The sequence below is a fragment of the Bradyrhizobium sp. WSM1417 genome (assembly GCF_000515415.1).
Lineage (GTDB): Bacteria > Pseudomonadota > Alphaproteobacteria > Rhizobiales > Xanthobacteraceae > Bradyrhizobium.
Genome location: NZ_KI911783.1, coordinates 4,187,510 through 4,210,110 on the forward strand (window position 1 = coordinate 4,187,510; position 22,601 = coordinate 4,210,110).

Annotated in this window: 26 protein-coding genes and 1 pseudogene; 20 read left to right on the plus strand and 7 right to left on the minus strand. The window is 63.9% G+C overall.

Translation table 11 applies throughout. The annotated features are described in order from the left end of the window. Window positions 1-3 precede the first annotated feature (3 nt). Entirely contained in the window at window positions 4-1,200 is a 1,197-nt protein-coding gene (locus tag BRA1417_RS0119935; RefSeq protein WP_027517318.1) for an amidohydrolase family protein, read from the minus strand. Between the two features lie 156 nt (window positions 1,201-1,356). Here BRA1417_RS0119935 and BRA1417_RS0119940 point away from each other — a divergent pair, with 156 nt between their 5' ends. The 8 genes and pseudogenes from BRA1417_RS0119940 (at window position 1,357) to BRA1417_RS0119970 (ending at window position 5,222) form a co-directional block, all read left to right on the plus strand. Beyond that, window positions 1,357-2,130 carry a ferredoxin--NADP reductase gene (locus BRA1417_RS0119940; RefSeq protein WP_027517319.1) on the plus strand — a complete coding sequence of 258 codons (774 nt, stop codon included), beginning with the start codon at window positions 1,357-1,359 and terminating at the stop codon, window positions 2,128-2,130. Between the two features lie 106 nt (window positions 2,131-2,236). Next, window positions 2,237-2,563, plus strand: coding sequence for a hypothetical protein (locus BRA1417_RS0119945; protein ID WP_027517320.1), 327 nt, complete (start codon window positions 2,237-2,239; stop codon window positions 2,561-2,563). A 90-nt stretch (window positions 2,564-2,653) separates the two neighbouring features. Then, window positions 2,654-3,909 (plus strand): annotated as a pseudogene (locus BRA1417_RS40610) (cytochrome P450). Window positions 3,910-4,042: 133 nt separating this feature from the next. Beyond that, entirely contained in the window at window positions 4,043-4,225 is a 183-nt protein-coding gene (locus BRA1417_RS0119955) for a hypothetical protein (RefSeq protein WP_027517321.1), read from the plus strand. 9 nt (window positions 4,226-4,234) lie between these two features. Further along, window positions 4,235-4,435, plus strand: a complete 201-nt coding sequence (locus tag BRA1417_RS42895) for a hypothetical protein (RefSeq protein WP_007592432.1) — start codon at window positions 4,235-4,237, stop codon at window positions 4,433-4,435. Window positions 4,436-4,438: 3 nt separating this feature from the next. Continuing rightward, window positions 4,439-4,666, plus strand: coding sequence for a hypothetical protein (locus BRA1417_RS0119960; protein ID WP_027517322.1), 228 nt, complete (start codon window positions 4,439-4,441; stop codon window positions 4,664-4,666). A 15-nt stretch (window positions 4,667-4,681) separates the two neighbouring features. Then, on the plus strand, window positions 4,682-4,945 hold the full coding sequence (locus tag BRA1417_RS0119965; RefSeq protein WP_027517323.1) for a hypothetical protein: 264 nt from the start codon (window positions 4,682-4,684) through the stop codon (window positions 4,943-4,945). A gap of 34 nt (window positions 4,946-4,979) precedes the next feature. Next, entirely contained in the window at window positions 4,980-5,222 is a 243-nt protein-coding gene (locus BRA1417_RS0119970; protein ID WP_027517324.1) for a hypothetical protein, read from the plus strand. A 37-nt stretch (window positions 5,223-5,259) separates the two neighbouring features. On the opposite strand, the gene BRA1417_RS0119975 is transcribed toward BRA1417_RS0119970, so the two are convergent. Next, on the minus strand, window positions 5,260-6,510 hold the full coding sequence (locus BRA1417_RS0119975; protein WP_027517325.1) for a DUF763 domain-containing protein: 1,251 nt from the start codon (window positions 6,508-6,510) through the stop codon (window positions 5,260-5,262). Between the two features lie 127 nt (window positions 6,511-6,637). Between BRA1417_RS0119975 and BRA1417_RS0119980 the strand changes: the two genes are divergently transcribed. Further along, window positions 6,638-7,786, plus strand: a complete 1,149-nt coding sequence (locus BRA1417_RS0119980; RefSeq protein ID WP_027517326.1) for a mechanosensitive ion channel family protein — start codon at window positions 6,638-6,640, stop codon at window positions 7,784-7,786. Between the two features lies 1 nt (window position 7,787). On the opposite strand, the gene BRA1417_RS0119985 is transcribed toward BRA1417_RS0119980, so the two are convergent. Both BRA1417_RS0119985 and BRA1417_RS0119990 read right to left on the minus strand, forming a co-directional pair. Further along, window positions 7,788-8,588, minus strand: a complete 801-nt coding sequence (locus BRA1417_RS0119985) for an ABC transporter substrate-binding protein (protein WP_027517327.1) — start codon at window positions 8,586-8,588, stop codon at window positions 7,788-7,790. A 10-nt stretch (window positions 8,589-8,598) separates the two neighbouring features. Then, entirely contained in the window at window positions 8,599-9,579 is a 981-nt protein-coding gene (locus BRA1417_RS0119990) for a tripartite tricarboxylate transporter substrate binding protein (RefSeq protein ID WP_027517328.1), read from the minus strand. A gap of 116 nt (window positions 9,580-9,695) precedes the next feature. Here BRA1417_RS0119990 and BRA1417_RS0119995 point away from each other — a divergent pair, with 116 nt between their 5' ends. Genes BRA1417_RS0119995 through BRA1417_RS0120020 form a run of 6 tightly spaced genes read left to right on the plus strand, consistent with a single transcriptional unit; the run spans window position 9,696 to window position 14,579 of the window. Continuing rightward, a complete protein-coding gene (locus BRA1417_RS0119995) occupies window positions 9,696-10,403 on the plus strand; it encodes a TetR/AcrR family transcriptional regulator (RefSeq protein WP_027517329.1) in 708 nt (235 codons plus the stop codon). A 29-nt stretch (window positions 10,404-10,432) separates the two neighbouring features. After that, on the plus strand, window positions 10,433-11,317 hold the full coding sequence (locus BRA1417_RS0120000) for an amidohydrolase (RefSeq protein WP_027517330.1): 885 nt from the start codon (window positions 10,433-10,435) through the stop codon (window positions 11,315-11,317). 51 nt (window positions 11,318-11,368) lie between these two features. Beyond that, window positions 11,369-12,082, plus strand: coding sequence for a PIG-L deacetylase family protein (locus BRA1417_RS0120005; protein ID WP_027517331.1), 714 nt, complete (start codon window positions 11,369-11,371; stop codon window positions 12,080-12,082). Next, on the plus strand, window positions 12,079-12,762 hold the full coding sequence (locus BRA1417_RS0120010; RefSeq protein ID WP_027517332.1) for a 4-carboxy-4-hydroxy-2-oxoadipate aldolase/oxaloacetate decarboxylase: 684 nt from the start codon (window positions 12,079-12,081) through the stop codon (window positions 12,760-12,762). Before BRA1417_RS0120005 ends, BRA1417_RS0120010 begins: the two co-directional genes overlap by 4 nt. 24 nt (window positions 12,763-12,786) lie before the next feature. Next, window positions 12,787-13,656: an ABC transporter substrate-binding protein gene (locus BRA1417_RS0120015; RefSeq protein ID WP_027517333.1), complete on the plus strand. Its 870-nt coding sequence runs from the start codon at window positions 12,787-12,789 to the stop codon at window positions 13,654-13,656. After that, window positions 13,656-14,579 (plus strand): DUF1932 domain-containing protein, encoded by a 924-nt coding sequence (locus tag BRA1417_RS0120020; protein WP_027517334.1) that lies wholly within the window; start codon window positions 13,656-13,658, stop codon window positions 14,577-14,579. Before BRA1417_RS0120015 ends, BRA1417_RS0120020 begins: the two co-directional genes overlap by 1 nt. Window positions 14,580-14,591: 12 nt before the next feature. On the opposite strand, the gene BRA1417_RS0120025 is transcribed toward BRA1417_RS0120020, so the two are convergent. Next, window positions 14,592-14,903 (minus strand): hypothetical protein, encoded by a 312-nt coding sequence (locus tag BRA1417_RS0120025; RefSeq protein ID WP_027517335.1) that lies wholly within the window; start codon window positions 14,901-14,903, stop codon window positions 14,592-14,594. Between the two features lie 213 nt (window positions 14,904-15,116). Beyond that, window positions 15,117-16,358: an amidohydrolase family protein gene (locus tag BRA1417_RS0120030; protein ID WP_027517336.1), complete on the minus strand. Its 1,242-nt coding sequence runs from the start codon at window positions 16,356-16,358 to the stop codon at window positions 15,117-15,119. A 143-nt stretch (window positions 16,359-16,501) separates the two neighbouring features. On the opposite strand from BRA1417_RS0120030, the gene BRA1417_RS0120035 reads away from it, so the two are divergent. The 5 genes from BRA1417_RS0120035 (at window position 16,502) to BRA1417_RS0120055 (ending at window position 21,339) form a co-directional block, all read left to right on the plus strand. After that, the gene (locus BRA1417_RS0120035) at window positions 16,502-16,921 is read left to right on the plus strand and encodes a nuclear transport factor 2 family protein (RefSeq protein ID WP_027517337.1); all 420 of its coding nucleotides are present in this window, start codon (window positions 16,502-16,504) and stop codon (window positions 16,919-16,921) included. A 178-nt stretch (window positions 16,922-17,099) separates the two neighbouring features. Next, complete coding sequence (locus BRA1417_RS0120040; RefSeq protein WP_027517338.1) at window positions 17,100-18,008, plus strand: amino acid ABC transporter substrate-binding protein; 909 nt, start codon at window positions 17,100-17,102, stop codon at window positions 18,006-18,008. A 213-nt stretch (window positions 18,009-18,221) separates the two neighbouring features. Then, window positions 18,222-20,273 (plus strand): FUSC family protein, encoded by a 2,052-nt coding sequence (locus BRA1417_RS0120045; protein ID WP_027517339.1) that lies wholly within the window; start codon window positions 18,222-18,224, stop codon window positions 20,271-20,273. Next, window positions 20,270-20,476 carry a DUF1656 domain-containing protein gene (locus BRA1417_RS0120050; RefSeq protein WP_027517340.1) on the plus strand — a complete coding sequence of 69 codons (207 nt, stop codon included), beginning with the start codon at window positions 20,270-20,272 and terminating at the stop codon, window positions 20,474-20,476. Before BRA1417_RS0120045 ends, BRA1417_RS0120050 begins: the two co-directional genes overlap by 4 nt. Continuing rightward, a complete protein-coding gene (locus BRA1417_RS0120055) occupies window positions 20,473-21,339 on the plus strand; it encodes an HlyD family secretion protein (protein WP_027517341.1) in 867 nt (288 codons plus the stop codon). Before BRA1417_RS0120050 ends, BRA1417_RS0120055 begins: the two co-directional genes overlap by 4 nt. A 21-nt stretch (window positions 21,340-21,360) precedes the next feature. On the opposite strand, the gene BRA1417_RS0120060 is transcribed toward BRA1417_RS0120055, so the two are convergent. Beyond that, window positions 21,361-22,572 (minus strand): acyl-CoA dehydrogenase family protein, encoded by a 1,212-nt coding sequence (locus tag BRA1417_RS0120060; RefSeq protein ID WP_027517342.1) that lies wholly within the window; start codon window positions 22,570-22,572, stop codon window positions 21,361-21,363. Window positions 22,573-22,601: the final 29 nt, after the last annotated feature.

Here is a 22,601-nt window from a genome sequence, read left to right on the forward strand (position 1 = left end):
GCGTCACTTCGCCACCACCTCGGGCACCCTGCCGGCCGGTGGGGTGTTGCGGCTACGCTGGGTGCGCACGATCCCGTCGATGATAGTCATGCCGATGCCGGGCAGGTCGCCGAGCTGCACGCTGTCCAAAATATTCTTGCCGGCCGAGTGCTGCGCCTTGTCCATGACGACGAAGTCGGCGGAACGGCCAACTTCGATCAGGCCGCAATCCAATTCGCGCATCCGCGCCGTGTTGCCGGTGGCCAGGCAAAACGCGACCTCTGCCGGCAGGTCGCCAAGCGAGGACAGCATCGAGACCATCCTGAGAATGCCGAGCGGCTGCACGCCGGAGCCGGCCGGCGCATCGGTGCCGAGGATGACGCGGTGCAGATCGCCCATCTCGCGCGCGATGCGCAACGTGAACAGCGCCGAGCGCTCATTGCCATTGTGCACGAGCTCGAGGCCGCGCTTGCAGCCCTCGCAGATGCAGCGGATCTGATCGTCTGGAAGCGCGGTGTGGCCGCCGTTGATGTGGCCAACCACGTCGGTGTCGGCCTCCAGCACCACGTCCTTGTCGATCAATCCGGAGCCGGGGATCGAGGGTCCGCCGGTGTGGATCGTGCTCTGGATGCCGTATTTGCGGGCCCAGCCAACCATTTTTCGCGCGGTCGGGCCGTCCTTGACGCCGCCCAGGCCCACTTCGCCGAGCAGCTTGACGCCGGCTGCGGCCAGCTCCTTGAAGTCCTCCTCGACCATCTCGCATTCGATCACAGGCGCGCCGGCGTGAACCTTCACGCCGCCGGGCCGCAGATTCCAGAATGCGCGCTGGGTGAAGATGGCCATCGCCTTCAACCCGACGACGTCGCGCGGGCGGCCGGGCATGTGCACCTCGCCGGCGGAAATCATCGTGGTGACGCCGCCATGCAAATTGCTGTCGATCCAGCCGATCTGGTTCTGGCGCGGCGTCCAGTCGCCCGCAACAGGGTGGACATGGCTGTCGATCAAGCCGGGTGCCACCGCGGTGCCGTTGGCCTCGACGATGGTGGTCGCGCCTTCGGTGTTGAGGTCCTTGAAGCGGCCGATCGCGGTGATCTTGCCGTTCTCGGCGACGATGGTGTCGCCGTCCAGGATCGGCTTTTCCAGCGCGCCGGACAGGATCAGGCCGATATTGCGGATCACGAGCTTCGAGGGTCCGGTGGCCTGGGGTGCGTCATGCGCCATGGAATGGGTCCTTGTCCTTAACTGCAACGCTTCCGATCTTGGGCAGCCTTGACCGCGGGATCAAGCCAGATTATTCATTAGTATACAAATGATCGTGTACAAACGACGCATAGCTGCCGCCTTGAAAACCGCCACGACGTGCCACGGAAGGGTGAGATGAGCAATTTCAATCAGGAAGCCGTTTTGAGCGTCCACCACTGGACCGACACGCTGTTCTCCTTCAAGACCACCCGCAGCCCGACCTTCCGCTTCCGCAACGGCGAGTTCACCATGATCGGGCTCAAGGTCGGCGAGAAGCCGCTGCTGCGGGCCTATAGCGTCGCCAGCGCCAATTACGAGGACACGCTGGAGTTCTTCTCGATCAAGGTGCCGGACGGCCCGCTCACCTCACGGCTCCAGCATCTGAAGGAAGGCGACGAGATCATCGTCAGCCGCAAGGCCACCGGCACGCTGGTCATCGACAATCTGGAGGACGGCCGCAACCTCTACCTCATCGGCACCGGTACGGGCCTTGCGCCGTTCCTGAGCGTGATCAAGGACCCCGAAACCTACGAGCGGTTCGAGAAGGTCGTGCTGCTGCACGGTTGCCGGCACGTCAAGGAGCTCGCCTATGGCGAGATGATCACCGAGACGCTGCCCACGGACGAGCTGATCGGCGAGTACATCCGCAACCAGTTGATCTACTATCCGACCGTGACGCGCGATCCCTTCCGCAATCGCGGCCGCATCACCGACCTCATCACCTCGGGCAAGCTGTTTTCCGATATCGGCCTGCCGGCGCTGGAAGCCGCCCACGACCGCGTCATGATCTGCGGCAGCCCGGCGCTGGTGGCGGACACCCGCGTGCTCCTCGGCGAGCGGGGGCTTGTCGAGGGTAATCACGGCGAGCCGGCCCAATTCGTGGTCGAAAAGGCCTTCGCCGAGCGCTAGGCCCGGAACTCCCACGCAATAAGACCGTATTTTCGCCGCCCGGCGCCCGTTGCGGCGCCGATTCGGCACGCGATACACTGTGGGAACGAATCAGCGGAGTTCCCACATGGTTGCGGACAGCGACAGCAACATCGCCTGGCACCGGGTTCAGTTGAAGAAGAACCGCGCCGAGTTGAAGGCGCTCGAGACCGCGCGCTTCACGATGGGCGAGATCGCATCTTCGAAACGGAACGGCCAGACCCAGAAGGCGGTCGGGGAACTCAAGCGCAAGATCGTGCAATCCGAGCGCGTGATCGCCGATCACGACAAGCGCACGCGCCGTCCGCTCACCACCGACCTGCGAAGCCTCAGCAACGGCAGCTGGAGCAATTGGGACGCTTACACCAACCAGCAGCAGCGCAAGATCGGCCCGCGTTCGCCCGGGCGGGGGTAGGCACTCAGCTCATCGCGCCGCTTCCGGGCCCTTGCGGACCGTCGCGTGCGCACCATCTGGTTGAGGCGCCACCAGCCACTCGGTGATCCCATGACACCGCGCCTCGATTTCGCCAGCGAGGCCTTCTTTCGCGATCCGCCCAAGGCGATCGCAATGTTGCGCATGTCCGGTCCTGTGGTCGCGATCCGATTTCCTCTCGTCGGCGATGTCTGGATCACCACGACCCACGAGGCCACGGCACAGGTCCTGAAGGACGGCACCAATTTCACGCTGCGCAAGGAGGATGGCGACGTCGCAGGTTTGCGCTGGTGGATGCCGAACTACGTCAGAACCATCGCCAACAACATGCTGACGATGGACGAGCCGGACCACACAAGGCTGCGCAGCATCGTGGACGAGGCCTTCCGCCGCCGCGCGATCGTCGCGATGGAGCCGCGGATCCGCGCCATCGCGGACGGTCTCGCCGACGAGCTGTTCCTGGCAGGAAGCCCGGCCGATCTCGTCCAGCGCTATGCCCGCATCCTGCCGCTCGCGGTGATCTCCGAGCTGCTTGGGTTGCCGTTGGCCGATCGCCCTCGCTTCATCGCCTGGGCCAATACGATGTCCTCGCTCACGAACGTCGCCAGCTTCTTCCGCCTGCTGTTCGCGTTCCGCAAGATGCGAGCCTACCTCGAACGGCGGTTGCAGATTGCGCGCGTGCGGGGCGGCGACGGCTTGATCGCGGAGCTGGTCCAGGTCGAGCGCGAGGGCGGCCAGATCACGCCGGACGAAATGGTGTCGATGGTGTTCCTGCTGCTCGCGGCGGGCTCCGAGACCACCACGCATCTCATCAGCGGTTCCGTCTACGAGCTCCTCAGAAATCCTGGCGTCCGCGACTGGCTGGCACAGGACTGGAGCCGCGTCGGGCTTGCGGTGGAGGAATTCCTGCGCTTCGTGTCGCCGGTGCAGTTCTCCAAGCCGCGCTATGTGAGGCGGGATATCGAGCTCGCGGGCGTGCGTCTCAAGAAGGGCGATCGCGTCATGGTGATGCTCGCCGCGGCGAACATGGACCCGGCGGCGCATGATCGTCCCGACAGCCTCGATCTCGCGCGCAAGCCGAACCGTCACATTTCCTTCGGAACGGGAATCCATTTCTGCCTCGGTCATCAACTTGCCCGGATCGAGGCAGCGTGTGCCTTGCAAGCGCTGTTGTGCGATGGCCGAAACTTGGTTTTGCTGTGGACGTGTCTCAGATCCACTGGCGCAAGCGACCGGGCATGCGTGCGATCGCGAACCTCCCCGTTGTGCCCGACGGCCACGGAGCAGCTGGATCAATGATGGTTCGTTCCCAGCCAGCGGCCTGCTGAGACTTACACGCTTGCGGAATTTCTCTGGACTCGTCGGTAGGAACGGCATGCCGTTGCTCTAGTTGTTTTTGCGACATCGAAAGCCGGATGAGTTCCTCCGGTCGATGTCGTGTCAACAACAGGAGACAGCATCATGACCGGCAAGATGCCACCTGTTCCCGCCGAGAACCAAAGCCCGAAGGGAACCGGCGACAGCAAGCAAGTGTCCTCGACTGCCCCGCACGGCCAGCAGCGTGCGCAAAATCCAGACCAGCTAGGGCAGCAGGGCAACATCAAGCAGAACACCACCAACCAAGGCTATCAGCAAGATCGCTGAGGAGGCGGCATGTCGACATCCACCAAGACACCGAACAGCATCCGTCAGGGCGGACCTGGCGCATCGCATGAGAATGCGAAGGCACCGCTCGAAGTGAAGAAGCCACCGGCGGACGACCCGCAGCGCAACCACAGCCGCGTCTCTGGCGGGGGTGGCGAGCACGATTCACACCACAGACATGACGAGGCCGGAAAAGGCGGAGGCAGGTGAGACATGACCAACAAGCAACCCAAACTCTACGCACCGACCGAAAAGGATTTGCACGAAAATCCCATGATTGGCGGATCGAAAGGCGCAACGATGGCCGGTATCTCGCCTGACGACCTCGAGGACGCCCTGGGCGAGAACACGATCGAAGGCGATGTCGAGAACGACGTGAACGCCGCTGGCGGCATCGACAAGGACGTCGCGCGCAGCGGCGCGCGCCGACGAGACCGATAGCTCCGGAGGACGAGCATGCAAGGCAAGAAGACCCACGAGCAACAGGTTCGCATCCTCGAGCGCAAGCCCGATGTTCCAGGCGCGCGAGAGCTTGACCAGGCGATCGGCCACAATCCGGAGGACACGGCCGTCCATCGCGCGCGACCTGAGGCGCGGCAGAGTGAATTTCCGGTGAGCCGGGGCGGCCTCAACCAGGAAAGCGACCACAACAAGCACAACGATTCCGGCCAAAGCGGACACAAGCCCCCGAAACCGACGCCGGCACAGCAGAAGCACTGAGCTTCACAGGCGATCAAAGCAAGAGGAGAAAAAGATGCCAGGTGGTCATGGCAGCAAGACGCATTTCAGATCGGGCATGCACGGCAAGGGCGACGGCACCGGTGCCATGACGGACGTGCCCAAGGACAAGATCGGCGACAACATGGTCCTGTCCAACCGCGACAAGAAGCAGCATTCGGACATTCGCGGCATGGACGGCAAGTCGATCCAGACCGACCAATATCAGGACCACTCGGCCAACCGGCTCGACGAGGAGCCGGGCACCGACGAGACCTGAGAGAGGCGTTCCTCCCGACCAACTCGCGGATCGGTGTTCAGCCGGTCCGCTTTTTTGTCGATGCCAGGTCGCGTTCCCAGCCGAACACTGAGCGGCCGTCGAGATCGGGTGAGGCGGCACGCTCTCCGGCGATATAGGATTCAACCGATGGCCCGCGCGCGGTGCGCTCCAGCCGCCGCGCCTGGTCGTCGAGGCGCTTGACGGCTTGCATCTCTTCCTCGCGTCCGAGCTTTGCGTTCTGGATGGCCCCTTTCAGCACGCGAATGGTTTCGTCATAGACCTTGATTGGAACAGGGTAGGGATGCCGGTCCTTGCCGCCGTGGGCGAGCGAGAAGCGGGCGGGATCGTTGAAGCGGTAGGGCGCGCCGTGCACGACTTCGGCGACCATCGCCAGGGAACGCACGGTGCGCGCGCCGACGCCGGGCGTCAGCAGCAGCTCCGGAAAGTCGACCGGGCCGCGCTCGGCCGCGGCCGCGAGTGTGCCGTGCAGGCGGCGCGCGAACACATCCTTCGGCCGAACGTCGTGATGCGCGGGCATGATCAGGTGCGGCAGCATTCTCTGCGCGGGCTCTGGCGCAGTCCCGGTCAGCCGCTCGAATTCGGAAAGGATGCGATCCGGGCCGAGATCGCTCAGCAGTTCGAGCTGCGCGCTCCGCGAGAGATCGGCGCGATGGTCGGTGAGATTGACGATCTCGCCTTGCAGCGGTCCGTCGATCGCGCTGTGCGGCGCGTCGACAAAACTCTTCAGGGCCTCGGAATGCCAGTGATAACGGCGGGCCTGTCGCTTGTCGCCGTTCATGCCCTGCTGCACCACGGTCCATTTGGCGTCGGCAGTGACGAAGAAGCCGTGCAGGTAAAGGTCAAAGCCGTCCTGGACCGCGGCGCTGTCAACCTTCGCAACGAGGCGACTCGCACGCGTGAGCTTTGCGCCGTCGAAGCCGACGCGGTCGCCGAGCTGCATCAGTTCGTCCGGGGTCTTGCGCGAGTGCTGGCCACGCCCGCCGCAGACGTAAATTCCGAGCTCATCTTGCAGCGGGCCCAAACCCCGCTTCAGCGCGCCAATCACCGACGTCGTGATGCCCGAGGAGTGCCAGTCCATCCCCATCACAGCCCCGAATGACTGGAACCAGAATGGATGCGAGAGCCGCTGAAGGAATGCATCCCGTCCGTAGTGATGCACGATCGCCTGCGTGACGATCGCGCCGAGCGACGACATGCGGGTCGCCAGCCAGGGTGGAACCCGGCCGGTGTGAAGGGGAAGGTCGGCGCTGCCGGTCCGTCGAGTCATGATGACCAGAAATAGCGCAGTTCGGCGATGATTGCACCAGAGGGGATGCTGCATTGCACTGAGCGGGGGAGCGAACCACGCTGCGACGCGTTGAACGGCAAGCGCGAATGCAAATGCGGGGACTTTAATGAATCGGCAGACCCTTTTGGCCGACATCGACAGGATGTTCGGGTGGATACCATCGTGGTTCGTCGGCCTCTGTCTCGTCGCTGGCGCGATCCTGATTGCCCTGTCGATCTATCGCCTCTCGGTTTGGCTGTTCAACCGCGCCTTCCGAACCCGTCTCCCGCTCGTGAGCGTGTTCATCGAGCGCACGGCTGGCCCCGCTCAGCTGGCCCTCAGCCTTGCCGCCGTAGCATTGGTGCTGCCGCTCGCGCCGCTGGACGACGCTTTCCGCACGCCGCTGACGCGCCTGTTCGTCGTCGCCTTCATCGCGCTGATCGGCTGGATCTCGATCCGGATCGTGGATATGAGCGCGGCACGGTATCTCCTGAACTTTCGCGACGTCACCGAGAATTTCGTCGCGCGCAAGCACGTCACCCAGGTCCGCGTCTTCAAGCGTGTCACCGATATCATCATCGTCATCATCACGGTGTCGACCGCGCTGATGACATTCGACTCGGTCAGGCAATACGGCGTTAGCCTGTTTGCCTCCGCCGGTGCCGCGGGTATCATCGTTGGTCTTGCCGCCCGACCGCTGCTGAGCAACCTGATCGCGGGCATGCAGATCGCGATCACCCAGCCGATCCGCATCGAGGATGCCGTCATCATCGAGAACGAGTGGGGCTGGGTGGAGGACATCGCCTCAACCTATGTCGTGATCCGGCTGTGGGACTGGCGCCGCATGGTGGTACCGCTGTCCTATTTCATCGAAAAGCCATTCCAGAACTGGACCCGCGACACCGCGTCCCTGATCGGCGTGATTGCGTTCCATGTCGATTATCGTGCCGACGTGCCGCGGATCCGGCGCTGGCTGGAAGAAGCAGTGAAGGAGTCCAAGCTCTGGGACGGCGAGGTGGTCAATCTCCAGGTAATCGACGCGGATGCTCGCACCATCGAACTTCGCGCCCTCGTCAGCGCCAGGAACGCGCCGCAGTCCTGGGACCTTCGCTGCGAGATGAGAGAGAAGCTCATCGCCTTCATCCGCGACGAGATGCCGGAAGCGCTGCCGCGCGAGCGCGCGATCCTGATCCCGTCGGGAGGAGGCGACGATGACGCCGATTTCGTGCGGCGTCCCGCGCCGCCGGAGAAGATGCGGGCGAGCGCACGCAATTGACCTACTTGTGCGTCGCCTTCGTAGCGCCGCGCAAGCCTGCCTGCTGCTGGATCGAGTCCAGCGCGCCGGACGACTGCTCTTCAGTGACGAATCGGTTGAGCAGTGGCAGGGCCGCCTTGCGTCCTTTGGGGATAGCGATGGCCATATGCTCCAGGCCCCAATTGCCGTCGAGGATCCGCGCGCCCGGCATCTGATCGGACATCTCAAACAGTGTGGGCTTGTTGGTCGCGTAGAGATCGATCTCGCCGCGGCCGAACATGGCGACGGCAACCTTGACGCTTTCGGCGGGAACGATGGTCGCGTTCTTGAACTTGGCCGGCAGCGTACGCTCGGAGGTCGAGCCTTTGGTGACGCCGATCTTGACGCCTGGTTTGTCGATATCCTCGACCTTACCGATCGACGAGTTCGCCGGCACGAAATAGCCGAGCTCGATCGCCAGCACGGGCTGGCTGAAGCTGACCTCGGTAGCGCGAGCCGGCGTGGCATTGGTCACGGTGAAATCGACCTGGCCGTCATGGATCGCGGCGACGATGTCGGCGACGCGTTGGAACTTGACGTAATCGACGTTTACGCCGAGCCGTTTTGCAAGCTCGCCGCCGAGATCGTAAGCGAGTCCGTGCGGCTTGCCGGTTGCATCCGTCACCATCGAGGTCGGGCTGCCCGGATAGACACCGACGCGTAACATGCCACTCGGCGCCAGCAGCTTTGCTTCGCCGTCGGCATGCGCTGGCGCCCCAAAGAAGCTGATGACTACCGCCGCGAGCAGGGCGGCGCGCGAAAGCCGCGCGGAGGAGGTCCTCATGTGAAGAGCCTCACTGCGCTCGGATGTCGGCAGCCTTCAGCACCGGCTCCCATTTGGTCGCCTCGGCATGCATGTAGGCGTCGAAATCCTTGGACGAAGAGCCCACTGGAGTTGCGCCGATCTTGCCGAGCGTCGACAGCACGTTCGGGTCCTGCAGCGCCGCCTTTAGATCAGTTTCGAGCTTCGCCACGATCTCTGGCGGCATTTTCGCCGGGCCGAGAACGCCCCACCAGACCGAGACGTCGTAGCCCGGCACGCCCGACTCGGCGACGGTCGGAACATTGGGCAGGGTCTTGGAGCGTTCGGCCGAGGTCACCGCGAGCGCGCGCACCGGGCCGCCTTCGATCTGGCCGATGGCTTCGGCAAGCGGATTGATGCTGAGCGGGATGTCGCCGGCGATCACGGCAGTCAGCGCGGGGGCGCCGCCTTTGTAGGGGATCGCGACGATCTTGGTGCCCGACATGTATTTCAACAGCTCACCGGCGAGATGCGCCGAGGTGCCGTTACCGGACATGCCGTAGGAGAGCTTGTCAGGGTCCTTCTTCGCCGCAGCGAGGAGATCGCCGAGCGTCTTGTAGGGGCTGTCCTTGGCGACGACGATCGCGAGCGGTGAGGAGGCGACCTCGGTGATCGCGGTAAAATCCCTAAACGTATCGTAGGGTACGCTCGGATAAATGAACTGATTGAGGGGATGACCGCTCGCGACCAGGATCAGCGTGTAGCCGTCGGGGGCGGCTTGTGTCAGTGCCTGCGAGGCGACGATGCCGCCGGCGCCGGGGCGGTTGTCGATCACCGGCTGCTGGCCCCAGGTCTTCGCCAATGCCTGTCCGAGCGTGCGCGCGAGCACGTCGACCGCGCCGCCGGCCGCGTAGGGCACCAGGATGTGGACCGGCTTGCTCGGATAGCTGTCGGCGGCCTGCGCGGCGCCGCCCGCCAGCAGCAGGCCGGCACCCAGAATCAAGCTGCCGATCTTCTTGTTCAAACCCAGCATTTTCCAGCACTCCTTGCGGGCGTCTGCGCGCGAACCGTCGCTCTTTCCAGCCGTCCGGACGCTGCCCATGGTTCTTGTTGACGAGACCTTATCTTTTGTACGATAGTACAAATCGCATGATACGCAACCCCGCCAGCAAGGAAACGGCCCGCAAGCCGAACATGCGCGAGGCTATCCTCGCCGCGGCCGAGGAGCTGTTCGCCACCAACGGCTTCAACGCCGTGTCGGTGCGCGATATTGCACAGGCTGCGGGCGCCAATCCCGGTAGCGTCACCTATCATTTCAAGACCAAGGACGGCCTGCTGCTGGAGATCTACCGGCGTCATTGCGGCCCGATGAATTTGCGCCGTTCCGAGCTGCTCGCGGCCGCCAAACGCGTGCGCGATCTCCAGGACCGGCTCGAAGCGGTGGTGCGGGCCTATGTCGTGCCGGCCTTCACCTCGGGCAGTGATCTTGCCGGCGGCGGGGCGCGGTTCACGCGGCTGCGCGCGGTGATGTCCGCGGAGGGCAATGAGGTCGCGCGAAAGATCATCGCACAGACTTTTGACGACACTAGCCACGCCTTCATCGATGCTGTTCACGAAAGCCTGCCGCACGTTCCGCGCACCGATATCGTCTGGCGCAGCCACTTCCTGCTTGGCGCACTCTATTATTCGCTGGTGACGCCGGATCGCGTCTCGCGCCTGTCGCGCGGCGAGGCCGACGGCAGCGATGCCGCCAGCGCCATCGAGCAATTGGTGCAAGCCACCGTGGCCGCGTTCCAGGCGCCGGCGCTGGATCAGGCGCCAGCACGGCGACGACCGGTCGTCGGCAGCAAGACTTGAAGACGCGGTCCCGTTCGGCGGTTTATCTGATGGCAATGATGTACACGCCGACCATTCCGCCGCCTAACCCGAACACGCGCACGCCGAAGTTCAAGCTGCCGAAGCTGGCATGCGATGCGCATTGCCACATCTTCGGGCCCGGCGCGAAATACCCTTACGCGCCGGACCGTTCTTACACGCCGCCGGATGCGCCGCTCGAGGATTTCCGCGCGCTACATGCCAAGCTCGGCGTCGGACGTGCCGTCATCGTCAATGCCAGTGTGCATGGCACCGACAATACAGTGGCGCTCGACGCCATCGCGCAGAGCAACGGCGCCTACCGTGCGGTTGCCAATATCGACGACACCATCACCGAGCGCGGGCTTCGCGTGCTGCACGAGGGCGGCTTCCGCGGCTGCCGCTTCAATTTCGTCCGCCATCTTGGCGGCGTTCCCGACAAGCGTGCGTTCGACCGCATCGTCGCGATGGTCGCGCCGCTCGGCTGGCACATCGACCTGCATTTCGACGCGATCGACCTGCCTGAATATGCGGACATGCTGACAAGGCTGCCGCTGAGCTACACGATCGACCATATGGGACGTGTGAAGGCGTCCGAAGGACTCGATCAGCTTCCGTTCAAGATCCTGATCGAGCTGATGCAGCGCGACGAGAAGTGCTGGGTCAAGATCTGCGGCTCAGAGCGGGTGTCCTCTAGCGGTCCTCCGTTCATCGACGCCGTGCCGTTCGCGCGAAAGATCGTCGAGACCGCGCCCGACCGGGTCATCTGGGGCACCGATTGGCCGCATCCCAACGTCAAGGCGATGCCGAACGACGGCGATCTCGTCGACCTGATCCCGCTGTTCGCGCCGGAGCCGGAGTATCAGCAGAAGATCCTCGTCGATAATCCGGCGCGCCTGTTCGAGTTCGAGGAATGACGGTGTCCGTGATCGATAAATTGCTCATCAAGGAAAGAGGGGAATAAGCCCATGAAAACAGGTCTCGTGATCACGGCCCATCCGGGCGATTTCGTCTGGCGCGCCGGCGGCGCCATCGCGCTGCATGCGAAGAAGGGCTATCGCATGAAGATCGTCTGCATGTCGTTCGGTGAGCGCGGCGAGAGCCAGTTCGCCTGGAAGGAGAAGGGCGCGACGCTGGAATCGGTCAAGGCCGGCCGCAAGGACGAGGCGGAGCGGGCGGCCAAGCTGCTCGGCGCCGAGATCGAGTTCTTCGACTGCGGCGACTACCCGCTGAAGCTGACCGAGGCGCATTTCGACCGGATGGTCGACATCTACCGCGAGCTCAATCCGAGCTTTGTGCTGACGCACGCGCTGGAGGATCCCTATAATTTCGACCATCCGAACGCGGCGCATTTCGCACAGGAAACCCGCGTGGTCGCGCAGGCCATGGGCCACAAGCCCGGCGCGCAGTACAAATATTCGGCGCCGCCGGTGTTCCTGTTCGAGCCGCACCAGCCGGAGCAATGCAATTACAAGCCGGACCTGCTCCTCAAGATCGACGAGGTCTGGAAGGAGAAGTACGAGGCGTTCCAGATCCTTGCCGCGCAGAAGCATCTATGGGGCTATTACGAGCGCGTCGCGCTCAATCGCGGCATCCAGGGCAGCCGCAACACCGGTGTGCCGATGACGTATGGCGAGGCCTATCAGCGCTTGTTTCCGACGGTAGCGGAGGAGCTGGCATGAAGCCCGTCGTCGTTCGCAACATCAAGCGTGCCGATCCCGCCGGGATGGCGGAGTACGGCGTCTCGACCGTGCACGAGGCTTATGGCCGCATCGGCCTGATGAAGCCTTATCTGCGGCCGGTCTGGCCGGGTGCGGCGATCGCCGGCCCCGCCGTCACCGTGCTGGCGCAGCCGGGCGACAACTGGATGATCCATGTCGCGGTCGAGCAGTGCAAGAAGGGCGACATTCTCGTCGTCGGTTGCACCACCGACAACACCGACGGCATGTTCGGCGAGCTGCTCGCAACCTCACTGCAGGCGCGCGGCGTGCAGGGGCTGATTATCGATGCCGGCTGCCGCGACGTCAGGGCGCTGCACGAGATGAACTTTCCGGTGTGGTCGCGCGCGGTCTCAGCCAAGGGGACGGTGAAGGCGACGCTCGGCTCGGTCAATGTCCCCGTGGTCTGCGCCGGCGTCAACGTCGATCCCGGCGACATCATCGTGGCCGATGACGACGGCGTCGTGGTGGTGACGAAGCGCTACGCGGCCGAGGTCGCCGAGAAGGCAAAGAAGCGCAACGCGGACGAAGGCGGCAAGCGCAAGCGGCTGGCTTCGGGCGAGCTGGGCCTCGACATGTACAGCATGCGCGAGGCCTTGGCGAAGGCCGGGCTCGTCTATGTCGACAATCCCGAGGACGTCTGAAGAGAAGAGAAGCGGAGCGGGCCGATGGATCGTCTCAGGCTGAAGGCCGTGCTCGGCAGTCACCCCCATGTCCAGGCGGTGAAGAGCGGCGAGCTCCGCTCCGACCTGTTCGATCTCGATTTCATCGAGTACACGCCGACCAACACCGCGTTCAAGCCGATGGTGCGCGAGCAGGCCTTCGACGTCTGCGAGATGGCGATCGTCACCTATCTCATGGCGAAGGCGCATGGCAAGCCGCTGGTGCTGCTGCCTGCCACCATGCTCGGCCGCTTTCAGCATTCCTATGCGCTCTATAATCCGGAACGGGGGACGCTCGGGCCGTCCGATCTCGAAGGCAAGCGCGTCGGCATCCGCTCGTTCACGACCACCACCGGAGCCTGGATCAGGGGCATCCTCGCCAACGACTACGGCGTCAATCTCGACAACATCCGCTGGGTCACCTTCGAGGACCCGCATGTCGCCGAATATGTCGACACCACCGAGCGCGCGCCGAAGGACAAGAAGATCCTCCAGATGCTGCTCGACGGCGAGCTCGACGCCGTCCTTGGCGAGACCTCGACCGATCCCAAGCTGAAGACGCTATTCCCCGATCCGGCCGCGGAAGCCGCCAATTGGTACGCCCGTCGCGGCGTCGTGCCCGTCAACCATCTCGTAGTGGTGACCGAGCGGCTCGCAAGATCGCATCGCGACGTGGTCGCGGGCGTCTATGATCTGCTGAAGCGGAACAAGACGCTGATGGGGCCTGCGGCGGCGCCCGATCTCGTTCCGTTCGGGATCGAGGCGAACAGGAAGCCGCTGGAGCTGATCGTCGACTACGCCTTCCAGCAGGCGCTGATCCCGCGCCGCTATGCTGTCGAGGAGCTGTTCGACGAGACAACGCGAGGACTGAACTGATGGCGGGCGATCCCAAGCGATGGCAGGTCGGACTGATCGGTTACGGCGAAGTCGGCAGGATCCTGGCCGAGGATTTGCGCCAGCAGAACATCAAGGTCTCAGCCTATGACATCAAGCTCGGAGGCGAGCAGGGCGGTTCACTGCAGGAGCATGCTAAAAAATTCGGTGTCGGGCTCGCAGCCTCGCATACTGAGCTGACCGCCAAATCCGATTTCATCATCTCCGCGGTCACCGCGAGCCAGGCCGTGCCGGTGGCAAAGGCCTGCGCGGCCGCGATCAATCAGGGCACCTGGTTCCTGGATTTCAATTCGGCGTCTCCCGGCGCCAAGCAGCGCGCCGCCGCGCTGGTCGACGGCGCCGCTGGACGCTATGTCGAGGGCGCGGTCATGACGTCGGTGCCGCCTTATCGCATCAAGGTGCCGCTGCTGCTCGGCGGTCCCGGCGCCAGGGAGCTGGAGCCGCTCTTGAACGCGATGGGGTTTGCGGCCAGGGTTGCGAGCGACAAGCTCGGTGTTTCATCGGCGGTGAAGATGTGTCGCAGCATCATGATCAAGGGCCTGGAGGCCATGGTCATCGAAAGCTTTACCACCGCGCGCGCCTATGGCGTCGAGGATGCGGTACTGGCTTCGCTGGCGGAAACCTTTCCCACGATCGATTGGGAGAAGCAGGGTGCTTATTTCTTCCAGCGCGTGATCGAGCATGGCCGCCGCCGCGCCGAGGAAGTACGCGAGGTCGCCGAGACCGTGCGTGAAGCGGGGCTGACGCCGTGGTCCGCGCAGGCGACCGCCGAGCGGCAGGCCTGGGTGGCGGACCTCGCCGATGAGGGCCTGTTCGGAACGAAAGGCACCGAGGAGTTCGCCCGCAGCGCTGATTGGCGTACCGAGGCGGATCGAATCCTGGCGAAGATCAATCGCGAGAAATAAAGCGGCTCCTGCTCAGGACTTTGCCATGCGACAGCCAGTGAACTCGTCGCGGATGCGTTCGATCAACGCCATCAGGTCTTCGGCCTTGCGGTCCAGTCGATCGTTCGCGGCTTCGGTCCGGAATTCTGCGCGGATCGATCGAATACACTTGTCGGCGGTATCGAGCGTCAGGAGCATGCGCGTCAGGTCATCCTGGGTCTGGACGCCCGCCAGATCGAGGTCCGACAGGACGTGCCCGATGCCGTCGAGCCGCTTCACGGCGGTGTCGCTGGGCGTTCTCGCTCGATCGGATTGATGGTCGATGCCGCTGAATGCGCCGAACATGTCGATGCTTCCTCGTTGAATGCAGACATCAGTGCAGGTCCTACTATGACCGGCACCGCGGGACTTGCAATGCGCGCAGCTATCGAGAATCAGCAAGAATCTACTATCCGGTATTCTACCGGATTCGGATTTGCGGAACGATGAGCGGTAACATCGAACGGAAGCTGCTCGGAAATCAGCCGTCCTTCAATGCAGATATGCATCGAGAGCGGATCAGCAGCCGGGGCTGAACAGAGTGGGCCGTTGACGCGCAAAAGTCCGCCGGCCGCTCTTGAAGCCCATCACGATATCCGGCAGCTCGGCGATGGCGAAGCGGCTGTCTTGCGTGTCGAGCACGATGAGATCGGCGGGGTTTCCAACCTCGATGCCGTAATCCCTGAGGTTCATCAGCCGCGCCGGCAGCTCGGTCACGAGATCAAGGCAGGTATCGAAGTCGTTGACCTGGGCATGCGCGACGTTGGCGTAGAAATTCGCCATTCGTAGCAGTGAGGCGTCGCCGAATGGCGTGAAGGGATTGAGCACGTTGTTGGTCGCGATCGAGCACACCACGCCGTCGCCGGCGAGCTTGTGGCAGAGCGTCAGTCCGCGTGGCGTGTTGTGGGTCGCCTCGCGCCCCATCAGATAGAGATCGGTTGCCGGCAGCACGGTGACGGCAACGCCGGCCTTCACCAGCTGCGCGGTGGCGGCCCTCAGCCGCTCCGGTGGCAGTGCGGAGAGTTTCGTGGCATGGCCGATTGCCACGCGCCCCCCGTAGTTGCGCCGCTCGGTGTGCCGGCAGACCTCGTCGAGGTGCCACCAGGAGGGATCGAGATCGAAATCGAGATGGAGATCGACGTCCACGTCGAACACCTCGGCGAGGTCGAAGATGCGTGCGAGATGGGCGTTCGGGTCCGTGTCCGTATAGGGACAGCCGCCGATCACCTCGCCGCCGTCACGCAGCGCCTGGATCAGAAGCTCCTCGCTGCCGGGATCGTTGGTGAGGCCTTCCTGCGGAAAGACACAGAGCGACAGGTCGATCGCCCATGCATAGTCACGCTTCAGCGCCTTCACCGCCTCGAAGCCGCGCAAGCCGATGCGCGGATCGATCTCGACATGGGTGCGCATGCGCGTCGTGCCGTGCACGATGGCACGTTCGAGCACCCGGGCGCCGCGCGCGTAGACGTCCTCGACCGAGAAATCCTTCTTCATCCCGGAGACGGCGCGGATCGCTTCGGAGACGCTGCCGTGATCATGCCCGCAGCGGCCGAGCAGGCAGGCCTTGTCGAGATGGATGTGGCTGTCGACGAAGCCGGGCAGGGCGAGACGCCCGCCGACATCGACCTCGACGGCCTCGCAGGCGAGCGTCGGTTCGATGGCGGTGATCCGGCCGCGCGTGACGCCGATGTCCATCGGGTCGGCGGCACCACGCAGCAAGGCGTTGCGAAAGATGATGTCAAAGGCGGATCGGGCGGTCATGGCTCTTGCGGAAGGAATTTAGTGCATTCGGCCGCGTTTGGCGGCTCCAGATTGTCGGCAGTGTAGCGACGGAAATGTTCAAAATATATGCACGTATTCCCCGAGAGTGGCGTTAGTATTCCGCAAGCCCGGGAGAATGAGCCATGTCCGCTGCCGCAAAAGCCGAAGCCGGTCCGTCGTTCGACGCCGAGATCGTTGAAGCCTATCTCACGGCGTCGATGATCCCCGATCCGGACGCCGCGGCGGCCTATATGGCGCCGGGCACGGTGATCACCTTTACCGGCGGGCGCGAGTTCGATCATCCGCGGGGCCCGACCGGGTTCAACGCCAAGCGCTACCGCTGGGTCAAGAAGAAGATGGATCGGTTCGACGTCTGCCCCGGCGACGACGAGACCGTGGTCTATAGCGTCGGCACGCTTTACGGCGAATGGATGGATGGGACCGCGTTCGAGGGCAACCGCTACGTCGACCGCTTCGTGGTGCGGAATGGCCGGATCACCAAGATGGACGTCTGGAACGACAGCGCCGAGCGGATCCTGGTCCAGCGCGGCATCGACGCGTAACAGCCATCCTGGCGCTTGAGGCGCCTCGACTCCAGGCGGACAAAGGGCCGGTCACCATATCGCAAGCCGCCATAGCTGATAGATGCAAGCTCGTGTGGCGGCTGCCGCGCGCCTGCGCTATCAACGGTGCGATTGCTGCGCCCGGCATGGAGGCGCGAGCCTCCTTGAGGAGTTCCCGATGCGTTTACCCACTGTTGTCCTGGCCCTCACATGCCTTGCAACTGCCGCCTCCGCCGAAGACCTGTCGGGTACGCTTCAAAAGGTCAAAGAGACCAAGAAGATCACGCTGGGCTATCAAGAGGCCTCGGTCCCATTCAGCTATCTCGACGGCAACCAGAAGCCGGTCGGCTTTGCCATTGATATCTGCCTCAGGATCGTGGATGCCGTGAAGAAGCAGCTCGGTATGCCCGACGTCGCGGTGGACACGCTCGCCGTGACGTCGTCGAACCGGATTCCGCTGATGGTCAACGGGACGCTCGACCTGCATTGCTCAGCGACCACCAACAATGCCGATCGCCAGAAGCAGGTCGCCTTCACCAACACGCACTTCCTCAGCGCAACGCGATTTGCGGCCAAGAAAGCCGCAAAGATCAACACCATCGACGATCTCAAGGGCAAGGCGGTGACGGCGGTGGCCGGCTCGGTCAACCTGACGCAGCTCGCCAAGGTCAACACGGAGCGCAATCTCGGCATCAATGTGATGCCGGCCAAGGACCAGGCCGAAGCCTTCCTGCTGCTGGAAACCGATCGCGCCCAGGCCTACGCGCTCGACGACGTGCAGCTCGCGGTCGCGATCGCGCGCTCGAAAGAACCTCAGCTCTTCATGATCAGCGAGGAGACGTTCTCGAAGCCGGAGCCTTACGGGATCATGCTGCGGCGGGAGGACGCGCCGTTCAAGGCGCTCGCCGATCGCGCGACTGCAGAGCTATACGCGAGCCAGGAGATTGAGGTCCTCTACAAGAAGTGGCTGGAATCGCCGACGCCGCCGAACGGCCTCAACTACAACGTCCCGATGTCGGGCGCCTTGCGCAACGCCTTCAAGAAGCCGAGCTCCAGCTTCGATCCGGATGTGTACGTCGTGAACTGAGCGAGGGCTGTCGCCGCCGGAGGCGGGTCGCGCGCAAGCGGTCCGCCGAGATGTCAGTAGGCCGTCGGGAACCCTCGCCGCGCCAGGGTCCGGCCGGGGCGGGCCAGCCTGCTGCATGATATCGGCCCCGAGGAACTTGCGGTCACCTTCGCGACTCTCCAGCGCATAGAACGGTGGGCAAGCCGCTAAGACCGACGCCGAAACGAAATAGCCATGCGCGCAAATGAACCCTTCCTGGTCCGCCACGCGGACCTGATTTTCGCTTTGAAGACGTTCGCCGCTTCGATCCTGGCGCTCGTCATCGCGCTGGCAATGGATCTGCCGCGGCCTTATTGGGCGATGGCGACCGTATACATCACCTCGCAGCCGCTGGCGGGCGCGACCAGTTCGAAGGCGTTCTTCCGCGTGATGGGCACGCTGGTCGGCGCGATCACGACGGTGGCGCTGGTCCCAAACCTGATCGATGCACCCGAGCTGCTGTGCCTCGCGATCGCGCTCTGGGTCGGGCTCTGTCTTTATCTCTCGCTGCTCGATGGCACACCACGCAGCTACGTCTTCATGCTGGCCGGGTACACGGTGGCGCTGATCGGCTTTCCTTCGGTGTCCGAGCCGGGCGCCATTTTCGAGACCGCGGTGGCGAGGCTCGAGGAAATCTCGCTCGGCATCATCTGCGCAAGCCTGGTTTCGACCATCGTCTTTCCTCGCAGCGTCGCGCCGGCTGTTGCCAATCGGATCGAGAATTGGGTGGCGGACGCGCAGCGCCTAAGTCAAGTCGTCCTGCTGCGCCACGGGACGAACGAAACCCGCCGCGGCAAGCGCATCAAGCTTGCGACCGACGTCGTCGAAATAGACACGCTCTCCACCCATCTTGCTTATGATCGGTTGACCGACCCTAATGCCGTCGTCGGATTGGGTGAAATCCGGCTTCGCATGCTGATGCTTTTGCCGGTGATCGCTTCGCTCGAGGACCGGCTCGCCGCGCTGGGCGAGGAGGCGTTGCGGCGGCAACCCGAGCTGAGGCGGCTCCTGGAAGATCTCGCGGGATGGATCACCGGCGACGCCAACGCACGGCAGCCGGCCGAGCGAATTCGCGCCATGATTGCACGGCAGCAGGCGGTCCTAGACGACAGCGCGTCCTGGGAGCGGATCATCGTCACCAGCCTGTTGTCGCGGCTGCGCGAGCTGGTCGACCTCTCGCGCGATTGCCGCGCCCTGACGGAAGCGATCGCCGAGAACCGGAACGTCTCGACCCTCGACCTGGATTTCCAATCCGAAGCAGGTGCCGCGCCGGTGCGCCATAGGGATCGCGGCCTTGCCCTGTGGTCGGCTGCCGGCGCGTCGGCGGCCATCCTGATCTGCTGCGCGTTCTGGATCGGCACCGGCTGGCCGGACGGCGCGTCGGCGCCGATGATGGCGGCCGTCGCCTGTTCGTTCTTCGCCGCGCAGGACGAGCCCGCGCGCTTCATCCGCAGTTTTGGCCTGTGGTCCCTGGTCGCCATTGTCGTCGTGGCGATCTACCTTTTTGCGCTGGTGCCCGCGATCTCGCATCTCGAGGTTTTGGTCGCCGCGCTCGCGCCAACGTTCCTCTTCTATGGCTTCCTGATCGCACGGCCCGCAACGACCGGAACCGGCATGGCCCTCGCGGCCAACACGGCGACGCTGCTGGCGCTGCAATCGACCTACAGCGCGGATTTCGCGTCCTACGCAAATTCCGCTGTCGCCTTCTTCGTCGGTGTCATCATTGCCGAGCTGGTGACGCGGATCGCGCGTGGGGTGGGGGCGGAGTGGATCGCCAACCGCCTCGTGCTGTCGAACTGGACGGCGCTCGCGGTCGCCGCCGAACGGCGCGGCAAGCGGGATCGCGCGGAGTTCGCGGGCCTGATGCTGCACCGGCTCGGCCTTCTGGTGCAGCGCATCGCGTTTCTCTCCGAGAGTGACCGCCGCGACGCCGAGAGCCTGGTCCAGCTTCGTATCGGAATCAACATCATCGATCTGCGGCGCGCCCGCTACGGGCTTGCGGTATCCACCATTGCCGTGATCGACGACATGCTCGATCAGCTCGCCATCGCCTGCCGCAGATATGCGGGTGATGGAATGCCGGCCGAACTTCTGACAAGCGTCGATCGGGCACTGGCCCGGGCGGTGAAGGATCCCAACGGAAAGGCGCGCGAGGACGCCCTGGTCGGCCTCGTGGGCATAAGGCGCGGCCTGTTTCCGGACGCACCGGCCTATCGGCCGCGGGCAGGCGAGAGTGTTGCGGCATGAGATACGTGATCGATATCTACGGTGTGCTCGTGCCAGCGCTGCTGTTGTGGATCATCATCGCCTACGCGCTGAGTGCTCTGCTGCGCCGCTTCATGCAGCGCTTTGATCTTTACCGGCTGGTCTGGCACCGCGCGCTGTTCGATTTCGCGATCTACGTCTGCATTCTCGGCGTTGTCGTCTATCTCTCGGAGTATCTTGCATGAAAGGGAATGTTGCCTGGCTCGGGCGCCTCGCGTTGACGCTCCTTGCCGTTGTCGCCGCGCTCGCCGTCGGCCGCGAGCTCTGGGTCTATTACATGGAGCAGCCATGGACCCGCGACGGCCGGGTGCGCGCCGACGTGGTGCAGGTCGCGCCCGATGTGTCGGGCTTCGTGACCGAAGTGTTGGTCAAGGACAACCAGAAGGTCCATCGCGGTGACGTCCTGTTCAAGATCGACCGCGAGCGTTTTGCGCTAGCGCTGCGGCAGGCCGATGCGTCGGTGGCCGGTCATCAGGCTACGCTCGATCAGGCCAATGCCGATTTGAAGCGCTATAGCGCGCTGACGACCGACGCCGTGTCGCAGCAGAAACAGGAGCAGGTGCTGGCCACCCAGCTCCAGGCCAAGGCGGCTTTCGATGCGGCCGTTGCCGACCGCGCGGTCGCCCAGCTCAATCTCGATCGCAGCGAGGTGCATGCCTCCGTGAACGGCGTGATCACCAACATGGATCTGCGTCCCGGCGCCTATGTCACGGCCGGGAAAGGCGTGATGGCGCTGGTCGACAGCGATACGCTGCATGTGGAAGGCTATTTCGAGGAGACGAAACTCGCGCGCATTCGTATCGGTGGCAAGGTGCAGGTCCGCCTGATGGGCGAGAAGGTGACGCTTTCAGGCCATGTCGAGAGCATTGCCGCCGGCATCGAGGACCGCGACCGCGTCGAGGGCGCCAGCCTCCTTGCCAACGTCAACCCGACCTTCAGTTGGGTGCGCCTCGCCCAGCGCGTGCCGGTACGCATCGCGCTGGATCATGTGCCTGACGGAATGTCGCTGGTGGCCGGGCGTTCGGCGACGGTGGAGGTGCTGAACTAGAAGCGATTGGCATCGCCCGATTCAAGCATTCGAATATTTCTTCAGCTCGAACCGCGCGATCTGGTTCCTGTGGACCTCGTCCGGGCCGTCGGCGAGACGCAGCAAGCGCGCGGTGGCGTAGGCTTGCGTCAATCCAAAGTCGTTCGACGTGCCGCCGCCGCCATGGGCCTGGATCGCCCAGTCGATGATTTGGCAGGCCATGTTGGGCACGGCGACCTTGATCATCGCGATCTCGGCTTTCGCCACCTTATTGCCGACTGTGTCCATCGCGTAGGCAGCGTTGAGCGTCAGCAGCCGGGCCTGCTCGATCATGATGCGGGCTTCTGCGATGCGTTCCTGCGTCACCGTCTGCTCGGAGACCGGCTTGCCGAAGGCGACGCGGCTGCGCACCCTCCGGCACATCTTCTCCAGCGTGCGTTCGGAGAGCCCGATCAGCCGCATGCAGTGGTGGATACGGCCGGGACCGAGGCGTCCTTGCGCGATCTCGAAACCGCGGCCCTCGCCGAGCAGCATGTTTTCCTTGGGGACCCGCACATTGGTGAAGACGACCTCGGAGGCACGGTCGGGCACGCCGTAGAATCCGAATACGGGCAGGGGACGCTTGACCTCGACGCCCGCTGTGTCCATCGGCACCAGGATCATGGATTGCTGCTTGTGGCGGTCCGCGTTGTCAGGATCGGTCTTGCCCATGAAGATGCAGATCTTGCAGCGCGGATCGGTCGCGTTGGTGGTGTACCATTTGCGGCCATTGATGACATAATGGTCGCCCTCGCGAACGATCAAGCTTTCGATGTTGGTTGCATCGGATGAGGCGACGGCAGGCTCGGTCATGGCGAAGCAGGAGCGGATTTCGCCTGCGAGCAGCGGCTTCAGCCAGCGCTCCTTGTCCTTCTCCGTGCCAAAGCGCTCCAGCACCTCCATATTGCCGGTGTCGGGCGCGGAGCAGTTGAAGACTTCGGGCGCGAGATGCGAGCGGCCCATGACCTCGCAGAGCGGGGCATATTCGAGATTGGTCAGGCCTGCACCGTGGCCGGAGTCCGGCAGGAACAGATTCCAGAGGCCTTCGGCGCGCGCCAGCGGCTTCAGCTCCTCGACGACCGGATAGACCTTCCAAGGCCCCAGCTCCTCCGCCTCGCGATAAAAGCGGTCCTCGTTCGGATAGATGTGCCGGTCCATGAAACTTTCGAGCTTGCGCTTGAGCTCGACGACTTTGGGCGACATCGGGTAGAGCATCTTTGTCTCCTTGATCGATGGACCATCCC

Excerpts from the sequence above, each read along its gene's own strand:
- BRA1417_RS0119935 (WP_027517318.1), bottom strand. The coding sequence starts at position 1,200 with ATGGCGCATGACGCACCCCAGGCCACCGGACCCTCGAAGCTCGTGATC.
- BRA1417_RS0119940 (WP_027517319.1), top strand. The coding sequence starts at position 1,357 with ATGAGCAATTTCAATCAGGAAGCCGTTTTGAGCGTCCACCACTGGACC.
- BRA1417_RS0119945 (WP_027517320.1), top strand. The coding sequence starts at position 2,237 with ATGGTTGCGGACAGCGACAGCAACATCGCCTGGCACCGGGTTCAGTTG.
- BRA1417_RS0119955 (WP_027517321.1), top strand. The coding sequence starts at position 4,043 with ATGACCGGCAAGATGCCACCTGTTCCCGCCGAGAACCAAAGCCCGAAG.
- BRA1417_RS42895 (WP_007592432.1), top strand. The coding sequence starts at position 4,235 with ATGTCGACATCCACCAAGACACCGAACAGCATCCGTCAGGGCGGACCT.
- BRA1417_RS0119960 (WP_027517322.1), top strand. The coding sequence starts at position 4,439 with ATGACCAACAAGCAACCCAAACTCTACGCACCGACCGAAAAGGATTTG.
- BRA1417_RS0119965 (WP_027517323.1), top strand. The coding sequence starts at position 4,682 with ATGCAAGGCAAGAAGACCCACGAGCAACAGGTTCGCATCCTCGAGCGC.
- BRA1417_RS0119970 (WP_027517324.1), top strand. The coding sequence starts at position 4,980 with ATGCCAGGTGGTCATGGCAGCAAGACGCATTTCAGATCGGGCATGCAC.
- BRA1417_RS0119975 (WP_027517325.1), bottom strand. The coding sequence starts at position 6,510 with ATGACTCGACGGACCGGCAGCGCCGACCTTCCCCTTCACACCGGCCGG.
- BRA1417_RS0119980 (WP_027517326.1), top strand. The coding sequence starts at position 6,638 with ATGAATCGGCAGACCCTTTTGGCCGACATCGACAGGATGTTCGGGTGG.
- BRA1417_RS0119985 (WP_027517327.1), bottom strand. The coding sequence starts at position 8,588 with ATGAGGACCTCCTCCGCGCGGCTTTCGCGCGCCGCCCTGCTCGCGGCG.
- BRA1417_RS0119990 (WP_027517328.1), bottom strand. The coding sequence starts at position 9,579 with ATGCTGGGTTTGAACAAGAAGATCGGCAGCTTGATTCTGGGTGCCGGC.
- BRA1417_RS0119995 (WP_027517329.1), top strand. The coding sequence starts at position 9,696 with ATGATACGCAACCCCGCCAGCAAGGAAACGGCCCGCAAGCCGAACATG.
- BRA1417_RS0120000 (WP_027517330.1), top strand. The coding sequence starts at position 10,433 with ATGGCAATGATGTACACGCCGACCATTCCGCCGCCTAACCCGAACACG.
- BRA1417_RS0120005 (WP_027517331.1), top strand. The coding sequence starts at position 11,369 with ATGAAAACAGGTCTCGTGATCACGGCCCATCCGGGCGATTTCGTCTGG.
- BRA1417_RS0120010 (WP_027517332.1), top strand. The coding sequence starts at position 12,079 with ATGAAGCCCGTCGTCGTTCGCAACATCAAGCGTGCCGATCCCGCCGGG.
- BRA1417_RS0120015 (WP_027517333.1), top strand. The coding sequence starts at position 12,787 with ATGGATCGTCTCAGGCTGAAGGCCGTGCTCGGCAGTCACCCCCATGTC.
- BRA1417_RS0120020 (WP_027517334.1), top strand. The coding sequence starts at position 13,656 with ATGGCGGGCGATCCCAAGCGATGGCAGGTCGGACTGATCGGTTACGGC.
- BRA1417_RS0120025 (WP_027517335.1), bottom strand. The coding sequence starts at position 14,903 with ATGTTCGGCGCATTCAGCGGCATCGACCATCAATCCGATCGAGCGAGA.
- BRA1417_RS0120030 (WP_027517336.1), bottom strand. The coding sequence starts at position 16,358 with ATGACCGCCCGATCCGCCTTTGACATCATCTTTCGCAACGCCTTGCTG.
- BRA1417_RS0120035 (WP_027517337.1), top strand. The coding sequence starts at position 16,502 with ATGTCCGCTGCCGCAAAAGCCGAAGCCGGTCCGTCGTTCGACGCCGAG.
- BRA1417_RS0120040 (WP_027517338.1), top strand. The coding sequence starts at position 17,100 with ATGCGTTTACCCACTGTTGTCCTGGCCCTCACATGCCTTGCAACTGCC.
- BRA1417_RS0120045 (WP_027517339.1), top strand. The coding sequence starts at position 18,222 with ATGCGCGCAAATGAACCCTTCCTGGTCCGCCACGCGGACCTGATTTTC.
- BRA1417_RS0120050 (WP_027517340.1), top strand. The coding sequence starts at position 20,270 with ATGAGATACGTGATCGATATCTACGGTGTGCTCGTGCCAGCGCTGCTG.
- BRA1417_RS0120055 (WP_027517341.1), top strand. The coding sequence starts at position 20,473 with ATGAAAGGGAATGTTGCCTGGCTCGGGCGCCTCGCGTTGACGCTCCTT.
- BRA1417_RS0120060 (WP_027517342.1), bottom strand. The coding sequence starts at position 22,572 with ATGCTCTACCCGATGTCGCCCAAAGTCGTCGAGCTCAAGCGCAAGCTC.